General features: G+C 72.2%; 12 protein-coding genes. 6 read left to right on the top strand and 6 right to left on the bottom strand.

Annotated elements, in window-relative coordinates; translation table 11 throughout:
* Window positions 1–33 precede the first annotated feature (33 nt).
* A complete protein-coding gene (gene helR / locus IM778_RS14560) occupies window positions 34–2226 on the bottom strand; it encodes an RNA polymerase recycling motor ATPase HelR (RefSeq protein ID WP_228484575.1) in 2193 nt (730 codons plus the stop codon).
* A 173-nt stretch (window positions 2227–2399) separates the two neighbouring features.
* Here helR and IM778_RS14555 point away from each other — a divergent pair, with 173 nt between their 5' ends.
* On the top strand, window positions 2400–4634 hold the full coding sequence (locus IM778_RS14555) for a LuxR family transcriptional regulator (protein ID WP_194409545.1): 2235 nt from the start codon (window positions 2400–2402) through the stop codon (window positions 4632–4634).
* A gap of 12 nt (window positions 4635–4646) precedes the next feature.
* On the opposite strand, the gene IM778_RS14550 is transcribed toward IM778_RS14555, so the two are convergent.
* A complete protein-coding gene (locus IM778_RS14550; protein ID WP_194409544.1) occupies window positions 4647–5003 on the bottom strand; it encodes a carboxymuconolactone decarboxylase family protein in 357 nt (118 codons plus the stop codon).
* Window positions 5004–5267: 264 nt separating this feature from the next.
* Between IM778_RS14550 and IM778_RS14545 the strand changes: the two genes are divergently transcribed.
* From IM778_RS14545 to panB, 4 genes are all read left to right on the top strand, one after another.
* Window positions 5268–7622 carry an arylsulfatase gene (locus IM778_RS14545; protein WP_194409543.1) on the top strand — a complete coding sequence of 785 codons (2355 nt, stop codon included), beginning with the start codon at window positions 5268–5270 and terminating at the stop codon, window positions 7620–7622.
* A gap of 110 nt (window positions 7623–7732) precedes the next feature.
* On the top strand, window positions 7733–8533 hold the full coding sequence (locus IM778_RS14540; RefSeq protein ID WP_194409542.1) for a Rossmann-like and DUF2520 domain-containing protein: 801 nt from the start codon (window positions 7733–7735) through the stop codon (window positions 8531–8533).
* On the top strand, window positions 8530–9429 hold the full coding sequence (gene panC / locus IM778_RS14535; protein ID WP_194409541.1) for a pantoate--beta-alanine ligase: 900 nt from the start codon (window positions 8530–8532) through the stop codon (window positions 9427–9429). Before IM778_RS14540 ends, panC begins: the two co-directional genes overlap by 4 nt.
* On the top strand, window positions 9429–10301 hold the full coding sequence (panB, locus tag IM778_RS14530) for a 3-methyl-2-oxobutanoate hydroxymethyltransferase (protein ID WP_194409540.1): 873 nt from the start codon (window positions 9429–9431) through the stop codon (window positions 10299–10301). The genes panC and panB overlap by 1 nt, the downstream gene beginning before the upstream one ends.
* Before the next feature lie 56 nt (window positions 10302–10357).
* On the opposite strand, the gene IM778_RS14525 is transcribed toward panB, so the two are convergent.
* Window positions 10358–11869, bottom strand: a complete 1512-nt coding sequence (locus IM778_RS14525) for an HNH endonuclease signature motif containing protein (protein ID WP_194409539.1) — start codon at window positions 11867–11869, stop codon at window positions 10358–10360.
* Between the two features lie 224 nt (window positions 11870–12093).
* On the bottom strand, window positions 12094–13212 hold the full coding sequence (locus IM778_RS14520) for a carboxylate-amine ligase (RefSeq protein WP_194409538.1): 1119 nt from the start codon (window positions 13210–13212) through the stop codon (window positions 12094–12096).
* 187 nt (window positions 13213–13399) lie between these two features.
* On the opposite strand from IM778_RS14520, the gene IM778_RS14515 reads away from it, so the two are divergent.
* On the top strand, window positions 13400–14047 hold the full coding sequence (locus IM778_RS14515) for a pyridoxamine 5'-phosphate oxidase family protein (protein WP_194409537.1): 648 nt from the start codon (window positions 13400–13402) through the stop codon (window positions 14045–14047).
* A 38-nt stretch (window positions 14048–14085) separates the two neighbouring features.
* Here IM778_RS14515 and IM778_RS14510 read toward each other — a convergent pair whose 3' ends face one another.
* Window positions 14086–15207, bottom strand: coding sequence for a Gfo/Idh/MocA family protein (locus IM778_RS14510; RefSeq protein WP_194409536.1), 1122 nt, complete (start codon window positions 15205–15207; stop codon window positions 14086–14088).
* Window positions 15207–16025: a sugar phosphate isomerase/epimerase family protein gene (locus tag IM778_RS14505; protein ID WP_194409535.1), complete on the bottom strand. Its 819-nt coding sequence runs from the start codon at window positions 16023–16025 to the stop codon at window positions 15207–15209. The genes IM778_RS14510 and IM778_RS14505 overlap by 1 nt, the downstream gene beginning before the upstream one ends.
* Window positions 16026–16110: the final 85 nt, after the last annotated feature.

Here is a 16110-nt window from a genome sequence, read left to right as displayed (position 1 = left end):
GGCACACGGGGTTGCAGCGCGTCCGCGAAAGGGCTACGCAGCGGCGCCCTGCGCCGGTGCCCCGGAGTGCAGGACGACGAGGCGCTCGGTCGCCCGGGTCATCGCGACGTACCGGTCGACGGCCCCTTCGATGCCGTCGCCGAAGCGCTCGGGCTCCACGAGCACGACGAGGTCGAACTCGAGTCCCTTCGCCAGTTCCGGGGTGAGCGAGCGCACGCGGTCGCGCGGCTCGAACGAGGGGTCGCCGATCACGACCGCCGTGCCGTCGGGGTGAGCGGCGAGCCACTCGTCGACGACGCTGTCGCGCTCGGAGACGAGGGCGTGCCGCACCGGTACGCCGCTCGACCGGATCGAGAGGGGCACGTTCGCGTCGGGGATCGCGGCACGGATCACCGGCTCCGCCTCGGTCATCACCTCGCTGGGCGTCCGGTAGTTGACGCTCAGCGACGCGATCGAGACGTCCGCGAGGCCGGCGCGCTCGAGCCGTTCCTGCCACGACTCGCCGAATCCGTGCCGTGCCTGGGCGCGGTCGCCGACGATCGTGAAGCTGCGCGACGGGCACCGCGACAGCAGCATCCGCCAGTCGGCGTCGGTGAGCTCCTGCGCCTCGTCGACGATGATGTGGGCGAACGGGCCGGCGAGCAGGTCGGGGTCGAGCGTCGCGACCACCGCCTCGTCGACGAGGCTGTTGCGCAGATCCTCTCCGTCGAGCCACTGCATCATCTCGTCGCCCGCCTCTTTGAGCCGGTCCACCACCTGCGCCATGTAGGCGCGCTCCGCGGCGAGCGTCGCCTCGCGTCGCCTCCTCCGTCGCGACGCCTCGGGGTCGCCGAGGCGGGTGCGCGCGGCGTCGAGCAGCGGCAGGTCCGACACGGTCCACGCGTCGGGGACGGCCCGCTGCAGCGCCGCCACCTCGCCGGCGGTGAGCCACGGCGCGCAGCGCCGCAGATACGCCGGCAGCGACCAGAGGTCGGCGACGACGACGGATGCCTCGACCAGCGGCCATGCCTTCGCGAAAGCGCGCGTCAGCTCGTCGTGGCCTGCGAGCGCCCGGCGCAGCTGGTGCGGCGGCACCTCGTCGGGGTCGACCTGGTCGACGAGGATGTCGAGCACGGTCTCCCAGATCTGGTCGCGCGCCTCGTTGTGCGGGGTTCCCGGCTCGGCCGAGGCGAACGCCTCGGCCCAGTCGTCGGGGCTCAGCCACAGGTCGGCCCACGGCGTCTCGACGAGCAGCGCCTGTGCGGGCGGCTCCTCGTAGAGGGCGACGGCCGGCTCGATCGCCTCGACCAGTCGCGTATCGGACTTGAGCCGCGCGACCGCCGGATCGGGCTCGGGGAGCGCTTGCGCCCCCTCGGCCACGAGATCGCGCAGCGTGCACGTCTGCACCGACTCCTCGCCGAGGCTCGGCAGGACGTCCTCGACGTAGGACAGGTACGCAGGACTCGGCCCGACGAACAGGACGCCGCCGCGACCGGTGCCCAGTCGCGGGTCGGAGTACACGAGGTACGCCGCGCGATGCAGCGCGACCACCGTCTTGCCGGTGCCGGGCCCGCCGTCGACGACGAGGGCACCGCGCGAGTCCGCCCGGATGATGGCGTCCTGATCGGCCTGGATCGTCCCCAGCACGTCACGCATGCGCGGGGATCGGCTCGCGCCGAGGCTCGCGATGAACGCGGACTGATCGTCGAGCGCGGCGCCGCGCTCGAGCCCTTCGAGGGTGAAAGCCTCGTCCCAGTAGTCGGTCACCCGACCGCCGGTCCAGCGATACCGTCGCCGGCTCGCGAGCCCCATCGGGTTCGCGTGGGTCGCGGCGAAGAACGGCTCGGCAGCCGGTGTGCGCCAGTCCACGAGGAGTCGCCGGTGTGCTGCCTCGGCGTCGAGCCCGTCGCCCGGATCGGCGCTGAGGCCGAAGCGTCCGATGTAGATCGGCGCGGAGCCGTCGGCAGGCACCATGCGCCCCAGACACGCATCGAGCGAGAAGCGGCGCAGCGCGCGCAGCCGCGCCGACAGCCGGTGCACCTCGAGATCGCGGTCGAGGGCTGCTTGACCGCGGCCGCCGGCCTGGCGCCGGACGTCGTCGAGACGCGCGGTGAGCGCCGCGATGGAGCGGTCGAGTGCCTCGGCGACGGCGGTGAAGTGGCGCTCGTCATCGCTGATGAGAGCGGGGTCGGCCTTCTCAGCGAGGCGTTCGGGCAGATGGAAAGGGCTGGTCTCGACGGGATTCACGGCATCGGCTCCTGACATCATCGCGACGTGCGGCGCGTCGCGACCGACAAGTATGCGCCGTCGAGGGGGCCTTGCCGCAAGGCCCCCTGCCCCCGTTATCCTGGAAGTGGCAGGGGAACGCAGGAGGTTCGGGGGTGCGCCCGAGCGACACCATCCAGCGCTAGGATGCCCACGTGCCCCGCGAAACGGTCCTGGGGGGACCGGACCTCCAAGCGGTGCTTCTCGGCAGCAAGACCCACATCCCACCCGTACAGGATGGTGCTGTCAGCAGGCACCGGCTGATCGAGGGTGCCCGCGCGAGCGGGGCGCGGATCGTGGCGGTCACCGCTCCCGCCGGCTACGGCAAGTCGACGATGCTCGCCGAATGGGCAGCCCGAGAGTCCCGGAACGTCGCCTGGGTCTCGCTGGACCGGACCGACGACGACCCGGCCTCGCTGCTGTCGGCGATCGCCGCCGCGAGCTCGCCGCTGTCGCCGGCCGCGGCATCCGTCGTCGCCGACATGCGGGGCATCGGAGCCTCGGCGCTGGGCCGCGCGGCGCCCCTCCTCGCGGCGGCGCTGGCCGCCGCTCCCTCGGACTTCGTGCTGTTCATCGACGACCTGCACCGCGCGTCCTCGGCGGACTGCCAGGACGTGCTCGAGGTGCTGCTCGCGCGCGTGCCGCGCGGCTCTCAGATCGTGGTGGCGAGCCGCAGCGAAGCGCCCCTGCTCGCCCGCCTGCGCGCGGCGGGCGAGGTCTGGGAGGTGGGCGTGGCCGACCTGTCGCTCGATCACGCCGGAGCGCGGGCGATCTTCGACCGGGCCGGTGTCGAACGCGTCGATGATGCCGAGCTCGAGAGCATCCTCGAGAAGTGCGAGGGCTGGCCCACCGGCCTGTACCTCTGCGCGCTGGTCGCCCGCAGCGGCGGGGACGCGGCATCCGTCACCGGCGACGATCGCTATCTCGCGGACTATCTGTACCGCGAGTGCCTGGAACGGCTTCCCGCCGACATGCAGGACTTCCTGCGACGGACCTCGGTGCTGGACGCGATGTCGCCGTCGGCGTGCAATGCCGTGCTCGGCATCGAGGACTCGCGAGCGCGTCTGCACGAGGTCGAGATCGCGAACCTCTTCCTCATCCCGATGGACCGCAACCGCGGGCTGTTCCGCTACCACGCGCTCTTCCGCGAGTTCCTGCAGACCGACCTGGAACGGGCCGAGGGGGCCGGCGCGGTGGCGGCGCTGCACCGGCAGGCGGCGGCGTGGCACGAGGAGCACGGCGCGCCGGCCGTGGCGGTGGAGCACCTGCTGCAGGCGGGCGAGACCGAGGCCGCAGCCGAGCGCATCGCCGATCTCGCGCTCTCCCTCTACGGGCAGGGCCAGGTCTCCACGGTGCGCCGGTGGTTCACGGTGCTCGGTGAGGACGTCGTGCGCGCCAGTCCCGCCCTGGTGGTGTCGATCACGTGGACGGCCGTGCTGCTCGGCGACGTGGCGGCGGGCGAACGCTGGGCGCGCGCGCTCGACGACATCGACGCGAGCGGCTTCCCCGACGCGGACCGCGTGCTGTTCGAGTCGGCTCGCGCGATGGTGCGCGCCGCGATGTGCGTCGACGGGTACGAGAGCGCGGCGGAGGATGCCTCGTACGCGATCGAGCACGAGCCCGCCTCGAGCCCGTGGCGCGACCAGGCCCTGCATCTGTGGGGGTCCGTGCGTCTCCTCGCGGACGACGCCGCCGGAGCCCGCGCCGCGTTCGAGGAGGCCGTGGAGGTGGCGACCGTGATGGGCAATCCCGACACGGTCATCCTCAGCGAACCCGAGCTCGCCCTCCTCGCCATCGACCGCGGCGACTGGTCTCTCGCCGGTACGCACGCCCGGCGGGGAGTCGCCATGATCGACGCGAGCCACATGGACGGCTACGCGACGACGGCCCTGGCGCTCGCCGTCGCGGCGCGCGTCGCGATCCGCGAGGGCGATCGCGAGACCGGGGAGCGACTGCTCGCGCGGGGCATGCGTGCGCGCGTCGGGTGCACCCACCTGCTGCCGTACCTCTCGGTGAGCGTGCGCCTCCAGCTCGCCAAGGCGCACGTCGCATCCGGCGATCGCTCGGCGGCGTGGCATCTGCTGCGCGAGATCGACGATCTGCTGCACAAGCGCCCGGACGTCGGTGCGTTGTCGACGCAGGTCGAGGAGTTCCGGACGTCGATGCAGGGGCAGCCCTCGGCCGGCGGTTCGGTGCCGCTCACTCCCGCCGAGCTGCGGCTGCTGCCGTACCTGCAGACGCATCTGACCATCGCCGAGATCGGCCAGCGGCTGTTCATCTCGCGCAACACGGTGAGCTCGGAGGTCGGCTCGATCTACCGCAAGCTGGGCGTCACCACGCGTGGCGCCGCCGTCGAGCGGTCGATCTCGCTCGGGCTCCTCGGCGGCTGAGCTGGCGCCCGGTCACAGGTCGTCCGGGCTGAGCTCCTCGTCGTAGCCCAGGGCCGCGGCGATGCGCGGCGCGGCCGCGACGACGCGCGGCAGCCCTGCGATCGCGACCATTCCGTCGAGCACTCCGATGATCTCGCCGACCGAGACACCTGCCGTGATCGCGTCGTCGACGGCGGACCGCATCGATGCCGTGGGAGCGGATGCCGTGATGAGCGCGCCGAGCCGCACCAGGGCAGCCGTGCGCGAATCGAGGGCCTGCGCCCATGCCCCTCCCGATGTGCCTTCGACGCGTGGATCGTCGATGCAGAAGCGCCGAAGGAGTTCCATCGCGTCGACCTCGCCGCCGTTGCGGTCGGATCGCGCCGTCATGCACCGAGCAGACCACTTCGAGCGGTGTCCGCGCACCATGCAGATCGCGTGATACGTGATGGTATCGACGCGTCGCAGGGCCCGTGGCGGCCCGTCGCCGGAGGCGTGGAGCGCTTCACGCGATTCGCACGATGCCGCTGTTTCGCGCGCGGCGATATCGTGGCCGCAGCGCGGTCGGGACCTCGACGTTCTCGTCGAGGGCGAATCCAGGCCGTGTGGCGGCCTGCTCGGGGGACCCGGAGCAGAGGACGACAGGAGACGCGCATGCCGGACGGAACTTCGAATTCGATCGTGGGAGCGCCGCTGCCGCCGGCGCGGACGCTCCCGTTCCCGCCGAAGCCCTCGGGGAGCTTCGCCGGGCGCACCCTCGGCGAGTCCACGTACTCGCCGCTGCCGCCGGAGAGTCATCTGAACGAAGGCGCGCCCAACATCCTCGTCATCCTCATCGACGACGCCGGCCCCGCGCTGCCGGCGCCGCTCGGCGGAGCGGTCGCGACGCCCACCCTCGAGCGCCTCCGCGGCGAAGGCATCGGCTTCAACCGGTTCCACACGACCGCGATGTGCTCGCCGACCCGCGGGTCGCTGCTCACCGGGCGCAATCACCACCGCATCGGCCAGGGGCAGATCGCCGAGCTGGCGAACGACTGGGACGGCTACTCGGGCCACATCCCCAAGACGAGCGCCACGATCGCCGAGGTGCTGCGCAACTACGGCTACTCGACCGGCGCGTGGGGCAAGTGGCACAACACCCCCGCCGAGGAGACGACGAAGGCCGGCCCCTTCGACCGCTGGCCCACCGGGTACGGCTTCGAGTACTTCTACGGCTTCCTCGCCGGCGAGGCCTCGCAGTACGAGCCCAACCTGGTGCGCAACACGACGTCGGTGCTGCCGCCCAAGTCGCCCGAAGAGGGCTACCACCTGAGCGAGGACATCGCCGACGACGCGATCGGGTGGCTGCGCAACCACAAGGCGCTCACGCCTGACAAGCCGTTCTTCATGTACTGGGCCACCGGCGCCATCCACGGGCCGCACCACATCATGAAGGAGTGGTCCGACAAGTACAAGGGCACCTTCGACGACGGCTGGGACGTCTACCGCGAGCGGGCGCTCGAGGGCGCCAAGGCCGCCGGATGGGTGCCGCAGGACGCCGTGCTGACGCCGCGTCCCGAGAGCCTGCAGGGCTGGGACGACATCCCCGACCACCAGAAGCCGTTCCAGGCGCGTCTCATGGAGGTGTGCGCGGGCTTCGGCGAGCACGCCGACGTGCAGGCGGGCCGCCTGGTCGACACGCTCGACGAGCTCGGCTACGCCGACAACACGCTCGTCGTCTACATCTGGGGCGACAACGGCTCGTCGGGTGAGGGACAGAACGGCACCATCAGCGAGCTGCTCGCGCAGAACATGATCCCGACCACGATCGACCAGCACATCGCTGCGCTCGAGGAGCTCGGCGGTCTGGACGCGCTCGGCACTCCCGCGACCGACAACCAGTACCACGCCGCGTGGGCCTGGGCCGGTTCGTCGCCGTACCAGGGCATGAAGCTCATGGCCTCGCACCTGGGCGGCACGCGCAACCCGATGTTCCTGCGCTGGCCGGGGCACATCGAGCACGACCCGGAGCCTCGCACGCAGTTCCACCACGTGATCGATCTGGCGCCGACGATCTACGAGGTCCTCGGCATCTCGCACCCCGAAGAGGTCAACGGCATCCACCAGGATCCGATCGACGGGACGAGCTTCGCCTACGCCGTCGAGGATGCCACGGCCGAGGGCCGTCACCGCACGCAGTACTTCGAGATCATGGCGAGCCGCTCCATCTACGCCGACGGGTGGATGGCGTCGACGACCGGTCCGCGACTGCCGTGGGTGCCCGGGGTGCCCCCCGGGATCGCGACGTGGACGCCCGACGCCGACAAGTGGGAGCTCTACAACCTCGACGAGGACTGGAGCCAGGCGCACGACCTCGCCGCGGAGAACCCCGAGAAGCTCGCCGAGATGAAGGAGCTCTTCGCGATGGAGGCCGCGAAGAACGAGGTGCTCCCGGTCGGCGCCGGCCTGTGGGTGCCCGTCTACCACCCCGAGTACCGCATCTCGGTGCCGTACACCCAGTGGGAGATGGGCGGCGACACGGTGCGGGTGCCCGAGTTCTGTGCGCCGGCGCTCGGAAACAAGCCGAACGTCGTGACGATCCAGGCGAACGTGGGCGAGAGCGCGAACGGCGTGCTCTACAAGCTCGGCGGCGCCGGCGGTGGTCTCACGGCTTTCGTTGAGGACGGCGTCCTCAAGTACGAGTACAACCTGTTCCTCGTGCAGCGGACCAAGATCGAGGCATCCGCCCCGCTCCCGGCGGGCGACGTGCAGATCGAGATCGAGACGACGTACGTCGAGCCGAAGCCGGGCGGTCCGCTGAACGTGACGCTGCGCGTGAACGGCGACGAGGTGGCCTCGGGTGTCGTCCCGGTCAGCGCCCCGCTGCTGTTCTCGGCGAACGACTGCCTCGACATCGGCCGCGCGTACGGCGGCGCCGTCTCTCGCGCCTATGTCGACAAGATGCCGTTCGCGTTCGACGGCACGATCGAGCGCGTGAACATCGCGTACAAGCTGCCGCAGCACGCCTAGCCTGCCGCGGTGCACGGCCCCCACGGGATCCTCCCGTGGGGGCCGTGCCGCGTGCACAGGGTAGTTTCGTACGGGGCCGTCATAGCCGCGCACGACAGGAGACGACGACGATGCCGGATCGCGATCCTCACTCGGCGCGCGCCGAGGGGCGAGAGGCGACGATCGAGCGCGTCGCGATCGTCGGGGACGGCCGCGTCGGCCGGGCCGTCGCCGCCGCGCTGACGGATGCCGGCATCGAGGTGTGCGGACCCCTCAGGCGTGACGCGAGCACCCACGGCGAGGCCGTCGTCCTGCTGGCGGTCCCGGATGCCGAGATCGCGGCGGCCGCCGCGCTCGTCGCTCCGGCGACCCTCGTCGGCCATTTCTCGGGCGCCACGACACTCGAGCCGCTCGCGGAGCACGACGGGTTCAGCATCCATCCCCTCACGACCATCACCGGGGCCGGCGCCGCGTTCGACGGCCTGCCGGCGGCGGTGGCGGGGTCGAGCGACCGCGCCCTTGCCGCCGCGACCGCACTCGCCCGCGCAGTGGGGATGCGGCCCTTCGAGGTCGCAGACGACGACCGCGCTGCCTATCACGCGGCCGCGTCGATCGCGTCGAACTTCCTGCTGACGCTCGAGTCGTTCGCCGAGGACCTCGCGGCCTCGGCGGGCGTGAGGCGCGATGCCTTCGCGACGCTGGTCCGGGCGACGGTCGACAACTGGCAGCGCGACGGCGCCGCGGCCTCGCTGACGGGTCCGATCGCGCGCGGCGACGAGGCCACGGTCGCGCGCCAGCGCGCAGCCGTGGCCGAACGCACGCCCGACCGGCTGGGACTGTTCGACGCGCTCGCCGCAGCGACGCGAGAGCTGGCCGCGCGTCCGGCGTCGCGCGCGGGCGCGGACGAGACTCGGTCGGAGGTGCCGTCATGATCGTCGTCCGCACGGTCGCCGACCTGCGTGCCGCGCTGCGCGACCGCCGCACCGGCACGATCGGCTTCGTCCCGACCATGGGCGCGCTGCACGAGGGGCACGTGTCGCTGCTGCGTGCCGCCCGTGGCGGCAACGACACCCTCGTGCTCTCGATCTTCGTGAACCCGACACAGTTCGACGAGCAGTCCGACCTCGCCGCCTACCCGCGCACCGAGGCGGCCGATCTGGCCGTCGCCGAGGGCGCCGGCGTCGACGTCGTCTTCGCGCCCGACGCCGCCGAGATGTACCCGCGCGGGTTCTCGACCGTGGTGAGCGTCAGCGGCCCGGTCGCCGAGACGCTCGAGGGCGCGCAGCGCGGCAGGGCGCACTTCGACGGCGTCGCCACGGTGGTGTGCAAGCTGCTGCTGTCGGTGCTGCCCGATTCGGCGTACTTCGGCGCGAAGGACGCCCAGCAGGTCGCGGTGGTCCGCCGCCTCGTGGCGGACCTCTCGATCCCGGTGCGCGTGGTCGTGTGCCCGACGTCTCGCGATGATGACGGCCTCGCGCGTTCGAGCCGCAACGCGCGTCTTGCACCCGACGAGCGTGCCCGGGCGATCGCGATTCCGCGGGCGCTGTCGGCGGTGACGGATGCCGCGGCCGCCGGTGTCACCGATACCGCGGCGCTGCGTGCCGAGGCGCGGGCCGTGCTTGCCGGCGCAGGCGTCGAGCCCGAGTACGTGGCGCTGGTCGACCCGGTGTCGTTCGAGCCCGTCGTCGTGCGGGAGGGCCCGGTGCTCGTGGCGATCGCCGCGCGCGTCGGCCGCACGCGGCTCATCGACAACGTCGTGCTCGAGCCGGTGCGGCAGCCGGCGCATTCGGGGCGTCCGGCAGATTCGGCACACGAGGGAGGCGCGTGATGCGCAAGAAGGTCACGCTGCGACGGCTCGCCGAGATGAAGGCCGGGCGCGAGCCGATCGTGATGGTCACGGCATACGACTTCCCGACGGCGCGTGTCGCCGAGCGCGCGGAGGTCGACGTCGTGCTCGTCGGCGACTCGGGCGCCCAGGTGGTGCTCGGGCACGACTCGACGGTCGCGGTGACGGTCGACGAGATGCTGGTGCTCGCGGGGGCGGTCCGCCGCGGCGTGCAGTCGGCGTTCGTCGTGTGCGACCTGCCGTTCGGCTCGACCGAGATCTCGGATGAGCAGGCCGTCGCGACCGCCATGCGCTTCGTGAAGGAGGCGGGCGCCGACGCCGTCAAGATCGAAGGCGGCGGGCGGGCTCGCCTCAGCCGCGTGCGGGCGATCGCGGATGCCGGCATCCCGGTCGTCGCACATGTCGGGCTGACTCCGCAGACGGCGGTGGCGCTCGGAGGTCTGCGGGCGCAGGGCCGCACGGCCGACTCGGCCGCGAGGTTCGTGCGCGAAGCACTGGCCGTGCAGGACGCCGGTGCCGCGCTGCTGGTGATCGAAGCGGTGCCGGCGGAGGTCGTGGACGTCGTGCTGCCCGAGATCGGCATCCCCGTCATCGGGATCGGCGCCGGCCGCGCGGACGGACAGGTGCTCGTCCTGCACGACCTGCTCGGCATCACGGAAGGGAAGGCCGCGACGTTCGTCAAGCGCTATGCGCGCATCGGCGACGACATGGTCGAGGGAGTGCAGGCGTATGCCCGCGAGGTGCGCGGCGGCGCATTCCCTGCGCCCGAGCACGGCTACTCGGCCAACGAGGAGGCGCTCGCCGCGGCCCGCGCGGAGCTCGAGGCGCGCGACGGCTCGTCGACCGCGTGGTGAGCGAAGCTCGGTCAGTGAGCTGATCGAGGCTCCGTCAGAGGCCGACCGATGCGCGGTCAGAAGGGTGGTTCGCCCGTCGAGGGTGGGTCGTCGACCGGGAACAGCCAGGGTTCTCGCAGGATGCGGCGGCGGTCGATGAGGTCGGGATCGGGGACGAACCGTACCGTCGGCTCGGGGCGATCGGTGTGCCTGCGGCCCGCGGGACTGGTCCAGACCAGCACACCGGGCGTGGTCTGCTGAACCGTCCATGCGGTGCTGTGCTTGAGGACGTGGTGTCGCCGGCACAGGTGGGCGAGGTTCCGGTGGCTGGTGGGGCCGCCGCGGGCGTGATCGATCGTGTGGTCGAGGTCGCACCGCCGCACCGGCATGCGGCAGCCCGGGAAGCGGCAGTGTTCGTCGCGTGCGCCGAGATACCGGCTCAGGGACGCGCCGGGCCGGTAGCGGTCGACCGCGAGCACGTTGCCGGTGACGGGGGAGGTCATCACGCGCTCCCAGCGGGGCTCGGCGGCGGTCAGAGCGCGGGCCGTGCCGGGGTCGATGGGCCCGTATCCGGCGAGCAGGCACGGCTCGTCGGAGACGCCGGTCATGGTGAGCACGGGGACGGTGACCTGCACCGTGGCCCGAATCGCCGCGAGGCCCGTCCCGGCGACGCAGTCGTCGGGACCGGCGGTGAGCAGCAGGTCAGTGGCGATGTCGGCGCGGAGCTGGTCCATCGTGCGGGTGTCGGCGCCGGTGTCCGTACTGCCGGGCGCGCCGGCCCCGGGTGAGGCGTCGCTCGTGATCGAGGCGCTGGCCCCGCCGGCGGCGCCGTCCCCGCCGGCCGCGCATTCACTGCCGGCCGCGCTGTCGCTCGCGGCCGCGTCGATCCCGCCGGCCCCACCGTAGCTGCCGGCCGCACTGTCGCTGTTCGCGGCGCGGGCGGCGAGGATGGAGTGGCCCTGCGCGGTGAGGCGGTCATGGATGCCGTGGATGAGGACGGCTTCGTGGGTGACGGCGAGGGTCGCCATCCCGTCCGCCAGGTCGATGACACGAACGTCCCGGGTGGCGACGGCGTCGGCGTGCCGTCGTTCGACGGGCCGCTCGATGAACCGTTCCGCGATGGCCGTGAGTGCGGGGGCGAGACGTCTGGGGGTGAGTGCCTCGGCCCGGTCGATCGCGATCCGCACGAACTGGTCGCGGGCGTGCTCGTCGTCGATCGGGTCTCCGACGTCGTGGATCACCGTGAGGTGCTCCCGCGAGATCCTGCCGTGCTCCAGCGCGTCGACCGCGAGCGCGAACCGCGCGCACAGGTCGGCCGACTCCGACAGCAGCCGCGCGACCGTCCACTCCGACACGCGCGTCGATGTGGCGAGCTCGGCGATCAGTGCCCGACGATCCCACTCGAGCCGGCACCGGAGCTCGATGCTCGCTCCCGCCGGGGTCGAGACCCCCGCCGCGGCGTGCGCCAGCAGCCGGATCTCGGCGGCGTCCTCGGCGGCGCGGCGCGCCCGGCCGACCTCGAACGCGTCGACGATGCGGCCGGCAGGCGTGGATTCCGAAGCGGATCCGGGCGAGGGATGCGATGACATGGACGCTCACAGAGGACAGGACGGCACGAACGGTAGGAGACTCCTGCGCGCATTCCGCGCCAGCACCCGCTCATCACTCCGCGGCGCAATCGCCGCACTTGTTCTCGTTCCCCGTCGGAGGGGACTGCCTCAGCATCGAATCTCTGTACGACAGACTATCGGGCGCAACAACTGAAAACAAGAACAAAATCACGCTCAATGGATCGAACGCTCCGGTGCCCGGTTCAGGGGGCGAAGACGCGCCGCGTCATCCGGCGACGCTCGGGTCGCAGGCCCGCGACCAGTTCGCGACGATACAGCTCGGCGAGCCCGTCGACACCGGCCGCGCCGACAGTCCGTTGCCTCTCGGCGCTTGAGCCGTCGCGCAGCAGCCGCTCGAGCAGCTCGTCGACGAGCTCCCGCTCGGTCCCGTCGGCCAGGTGGGGCCGGGTGAAGGAGCGCAGCGCGTCCAGGGCCTCGCGCGCGGGCACGAGCCGGGAGGACAGCGGGTGCACGAGAGTCTCGCGCACCCCGTAGCGTGCGGCGTGCCAGAGTGCGGCATCCGTGATGTCGATGTCGCCCTCGCCGCCCGTCGGCGCCTCTTCGGCGGCCGCCACGATCGCGCGCGTCAGGAGCGCGAGCGCCACGCTCGACCGGCCGTCCAGCTGGGCGTCGAAGACCCGCACCTCGACGGTGGGGTAGCGGGCCGACAGGCGCACGTTCCAGTTGATCGTCCCCGGGTCGGAGGTCGCGCCGACCCCGCTCAGCGCCGCGCGGACGCGATCGTGCTCGTCGGCATCGGCGAAGCGCGGCGGCACCCCGTACGTCGTCCAGCGGCGCCCGTGGATGGAGCGCCAGCTGTCGAAGCCGGTGTCGACACCGTGCCAGAACGGCGAGTCGACCGACACCGCGAGAAGCGTCGGCAGCCAGTCGCGCAGCAGATTGGACGCCCGGATGCCGTACTCGCGGTCGGGGATCCCCACATGCACGTGCAGCCCGTTGATCTGATGATCGGGCGTCACCCCGGCGATGTCGCCGGCGATGTGGGCGTAACGCGCGTCCGCGCTGATCCCGGCGCGCGGCTGCGTGCGGAACGGGGTGCCGGCACCGGCGGCGACCAGGCCCGCGGCATCCGCCCACGAGCGCAGCCGCGCACGGAATCCGAGCACCGCGTCCAGGCCCTCCGCCGCCGACGACAGCACGGGTGAGCCGAACTCGAGCTGCGAGGGGAAGAACTCCTTGCCCACGGCTCCGCCGCCGTGCGCGTGAAGGGCCTCGATCGCCTCCGGTGCGCGGTCGGTCGCGGTGAGCGTGGCGGGGTCGAGAAGCACGAACTCCTCCTCGATGCCGAACGTCGGCTGCATGTCGTCCTCCGTCCGTCGCGATCCCGAGGCGTCCGTCGCAACCCCCCAGGTTCCGGTCGCGACCCTGACGCCGATTCTCGACGTGCGGAGCCCGTCGCGGAAGCGGGTTGACAGCGTCGGGATGGCTGCGGCACTTCCCAATCGCAGCGAGTCGGGGTAGGACGGAGAAGGACCAGAGGGAGTGACGATGGCCGAGAACGGACCGAACGACGCCGAGAGCGACGAGGTGACCGGGGCGCCCGTGGCAGAACCCGCGGGCGCCGTCGAGCACATGCCGACCGCGGAATGCTGGCGACTGCTGGAAGAGACGCCGCTCGGACGGCTCGCCCTCGTGCGCGCCGACGGCACGCCCGACATCTTTCCCGTGAACTACCTCACGCACGAGGGCTCGCTGTACATCCGCACCGCTCGCGACAGCAAGCTGCTGCACATCGCGCATCACCCGGTCGCGGCGTTCGAGATCGACGGCGAGACCGAGGCGACCCGATGGAGCGTCGTCGTGCGGGGTCCGATCGGACGCGTCGACGACGATGCGGAGCTGCGCGAGAGCGGCGTTCGCCGCCTGCGCTCGTGGAGCCCGACGCACAAGCTCTTCGCCATCAAGCTCACGGCCCAGACGGTGACGGGGCGCCGCTTCGCGAAGACGGGCGGACGTGCGGGCCCCGCGCTCGCGTTCGAGTCGTCCGCCGCGCCGCCCGTGCCGCCGAATCCGTCCCGCGAGCAGGCACGCGCCGAGCGGCCGACACCCATCCCGCATCGCACGCCGGCGGCCGACGGGCCGGCCGGCGACGGGCCGGCCGCCGACGGGCCGGCCGGCGACGCGCCGGCGGGCTGAGCGCCCGGCCGAAGCCGTGCGAGCCCCGCGGCTCGGTGTCAGAGGGTCGCGGCCAGCGGGTCGAAGCCCTCGGGCAGCGAGCCCACCGCGTCGAGGGTGCTCGAGACCGCGACGAAGCTGCGCGACTCGGCGGCCTCCTCGATCGAGAGCAGCGTGTCGAGCACGTGGTAGCCGAACTCGCCGGTCGCCACATGCGGGCGACCCTCCCGGATCGCGCGCGCCATGTCGAGCAGGCCGAGGCCTCGGCCGGCGACCACGCCCTCCTGCGGAACCTGGATGATCTCCTGCTCGCGCACCGAGACGTCGGTGAGCGGCCGCGTGATCGTGATGTCGCCGCCGAACGTGTTCGGGTCGGGGATCACGAGAGTCCCCTCGGTGCCGTTGATCTCGACGATGCCGTGGCGCAGGAGCGGGGAGTCCGTGCTGTACAGGCTCTGCGCCTGACCGCCCTGCTCGAACTCCATCAGCACCGACAGCGTCGAGGGGATCTCGACGGGGAACTCCTGGCCGGCGAGCTCGCCGGCCTTCACGGTGCGCGTGGGAACCCCCTGCAGGCCGAGCGCCGCGACCGCGGCGACCGGACCGAACACGTGCAGCAGCGTCGACACGTAGTACGGGCCCATGTCCAGGAGCGGGCCGGCGCCCTTCGCATAGAGGAACGCGGGGTTCGGGTGCCAGAGCTCCGGTCCCTGCCACTGGAACGTCGTGGTCGCGAACAGCGGACGCCCGATGTCGCCGCGCGCGATCGCGCGCTTGGCGGTCTGCACGCCCGGGCCGAGCACGGTGTCGGGCGCGACGCCGACGCGCAGGCCTGCGGCATCCGCCGTCGAGAGCAGGCGCTGCGATTCCTCGCGGTCGATCCCGATGGGCTTCTCGGTCCACACGTGCTTGCCGGCGGCGATGATCGCTTCCGACACCTCGACGTGCACGGCCGGGATGGTCAGGTTGACGACGATCTCGATGTCGGGGTCGTCGAGGACGACGCCGACTCCTCCGGCGCGCGGCACGCCGTACTTCTCGGCCTGGGCGCGTGCGCGATCCTCGAGCACGTCGCCGACGGCGAGCACCCGCACGTCGGGGAAGCTCGTGAGGTGCGTGAGGTACTGGTCGCTGATGTTGCCGGCGCCGATGAGCCCGACGCCGACGGGCGCGCCCGCCATCAGCGGACCGCCTTCTCGGCGAGCTGCGCGTCGACGAAGAGACGGCTCTGCTCGATCGCGTCGTACAGATCGCCGGGGTAGTGGTCGAACTCGACGATGGCCACTTCGAGGGCGGATGCCGCGGCCAGCGCCTCCTCGAGGGGCACGACTCCGTGGCCCGCCGGCACCTGATCGGCGGGCGGGTAGGCGGCGACGGCCTCGGGGTCGAGCGTGCCGTCCTTGACATGGACGGCGATCACACGGTCGCCGAGCGTGCGCAGCAGCGTCGGGGAGTCGACCCCGGCGCGCGCGACCCAGTACAGGTCCACCTCGAGCACGACGCGCTCGTCGAGCAGGTCGGCGAGCACCTCGAGACCGGTCTTCCCGTCGAACGTCGCCTCGAGCTCGTGGGCGTGGTTGTGATAGCCGACACGGATGCCGTGCCCGGCGCCGATCTCGGCGGCGGCGTTCAGCAGGCGGGCGGTCTGTTCGATCTGCTCGATGCTCTGCCAGCGCGCGGGCTCGGTGTACGGGTCGATGACGGTGGTCATGCCGAGGGTCTTCGCGGCCTCGAAGACGACGTCGGGTGCGGGGACGGGGACCGTCGTGCCGCTGCCGTCGGGGTTCACGAACGAGGTCGACGCGAGGAACGCGTGGCCGGTCGGGGCAGCGAGGCCGTGCGCCGTCAGGGCGGCGGCGAGGGCGTCCGCGCGCCGGACGAAGTCGTAGGGCTCGACGGCGGTGAACCCGCGGGCCGCGACCTCGGCGAGCGTGCCGTCGAGATCGGCCTCGAGCGCGGTCTTGACGGTGAACAGCTGGATGGATGTCTGGACCGGCATCGGTCGCGCTCCTTCGTGTCTTCGGCGACGGTGGGGACGGTGGCGCAGGTCTGCCGTCCGTCGTGGCACGACGATAGCATAAAAC

Origin of the sequence: Microbacterium cremeum (assembly GCF_015277855.1) — a bacterium.
GTDB lineage: Bacteria > Actinomycetota > Actinomycetes > Actinomycetales > Microbacteriaceae > Microbacterium > Microbacterium cremeum.
The sequence above is the reverse complement of the archived record's forward strand: the minus strand, read 5'-3'. Positions and strand labels throughout refer to the sequence as shown.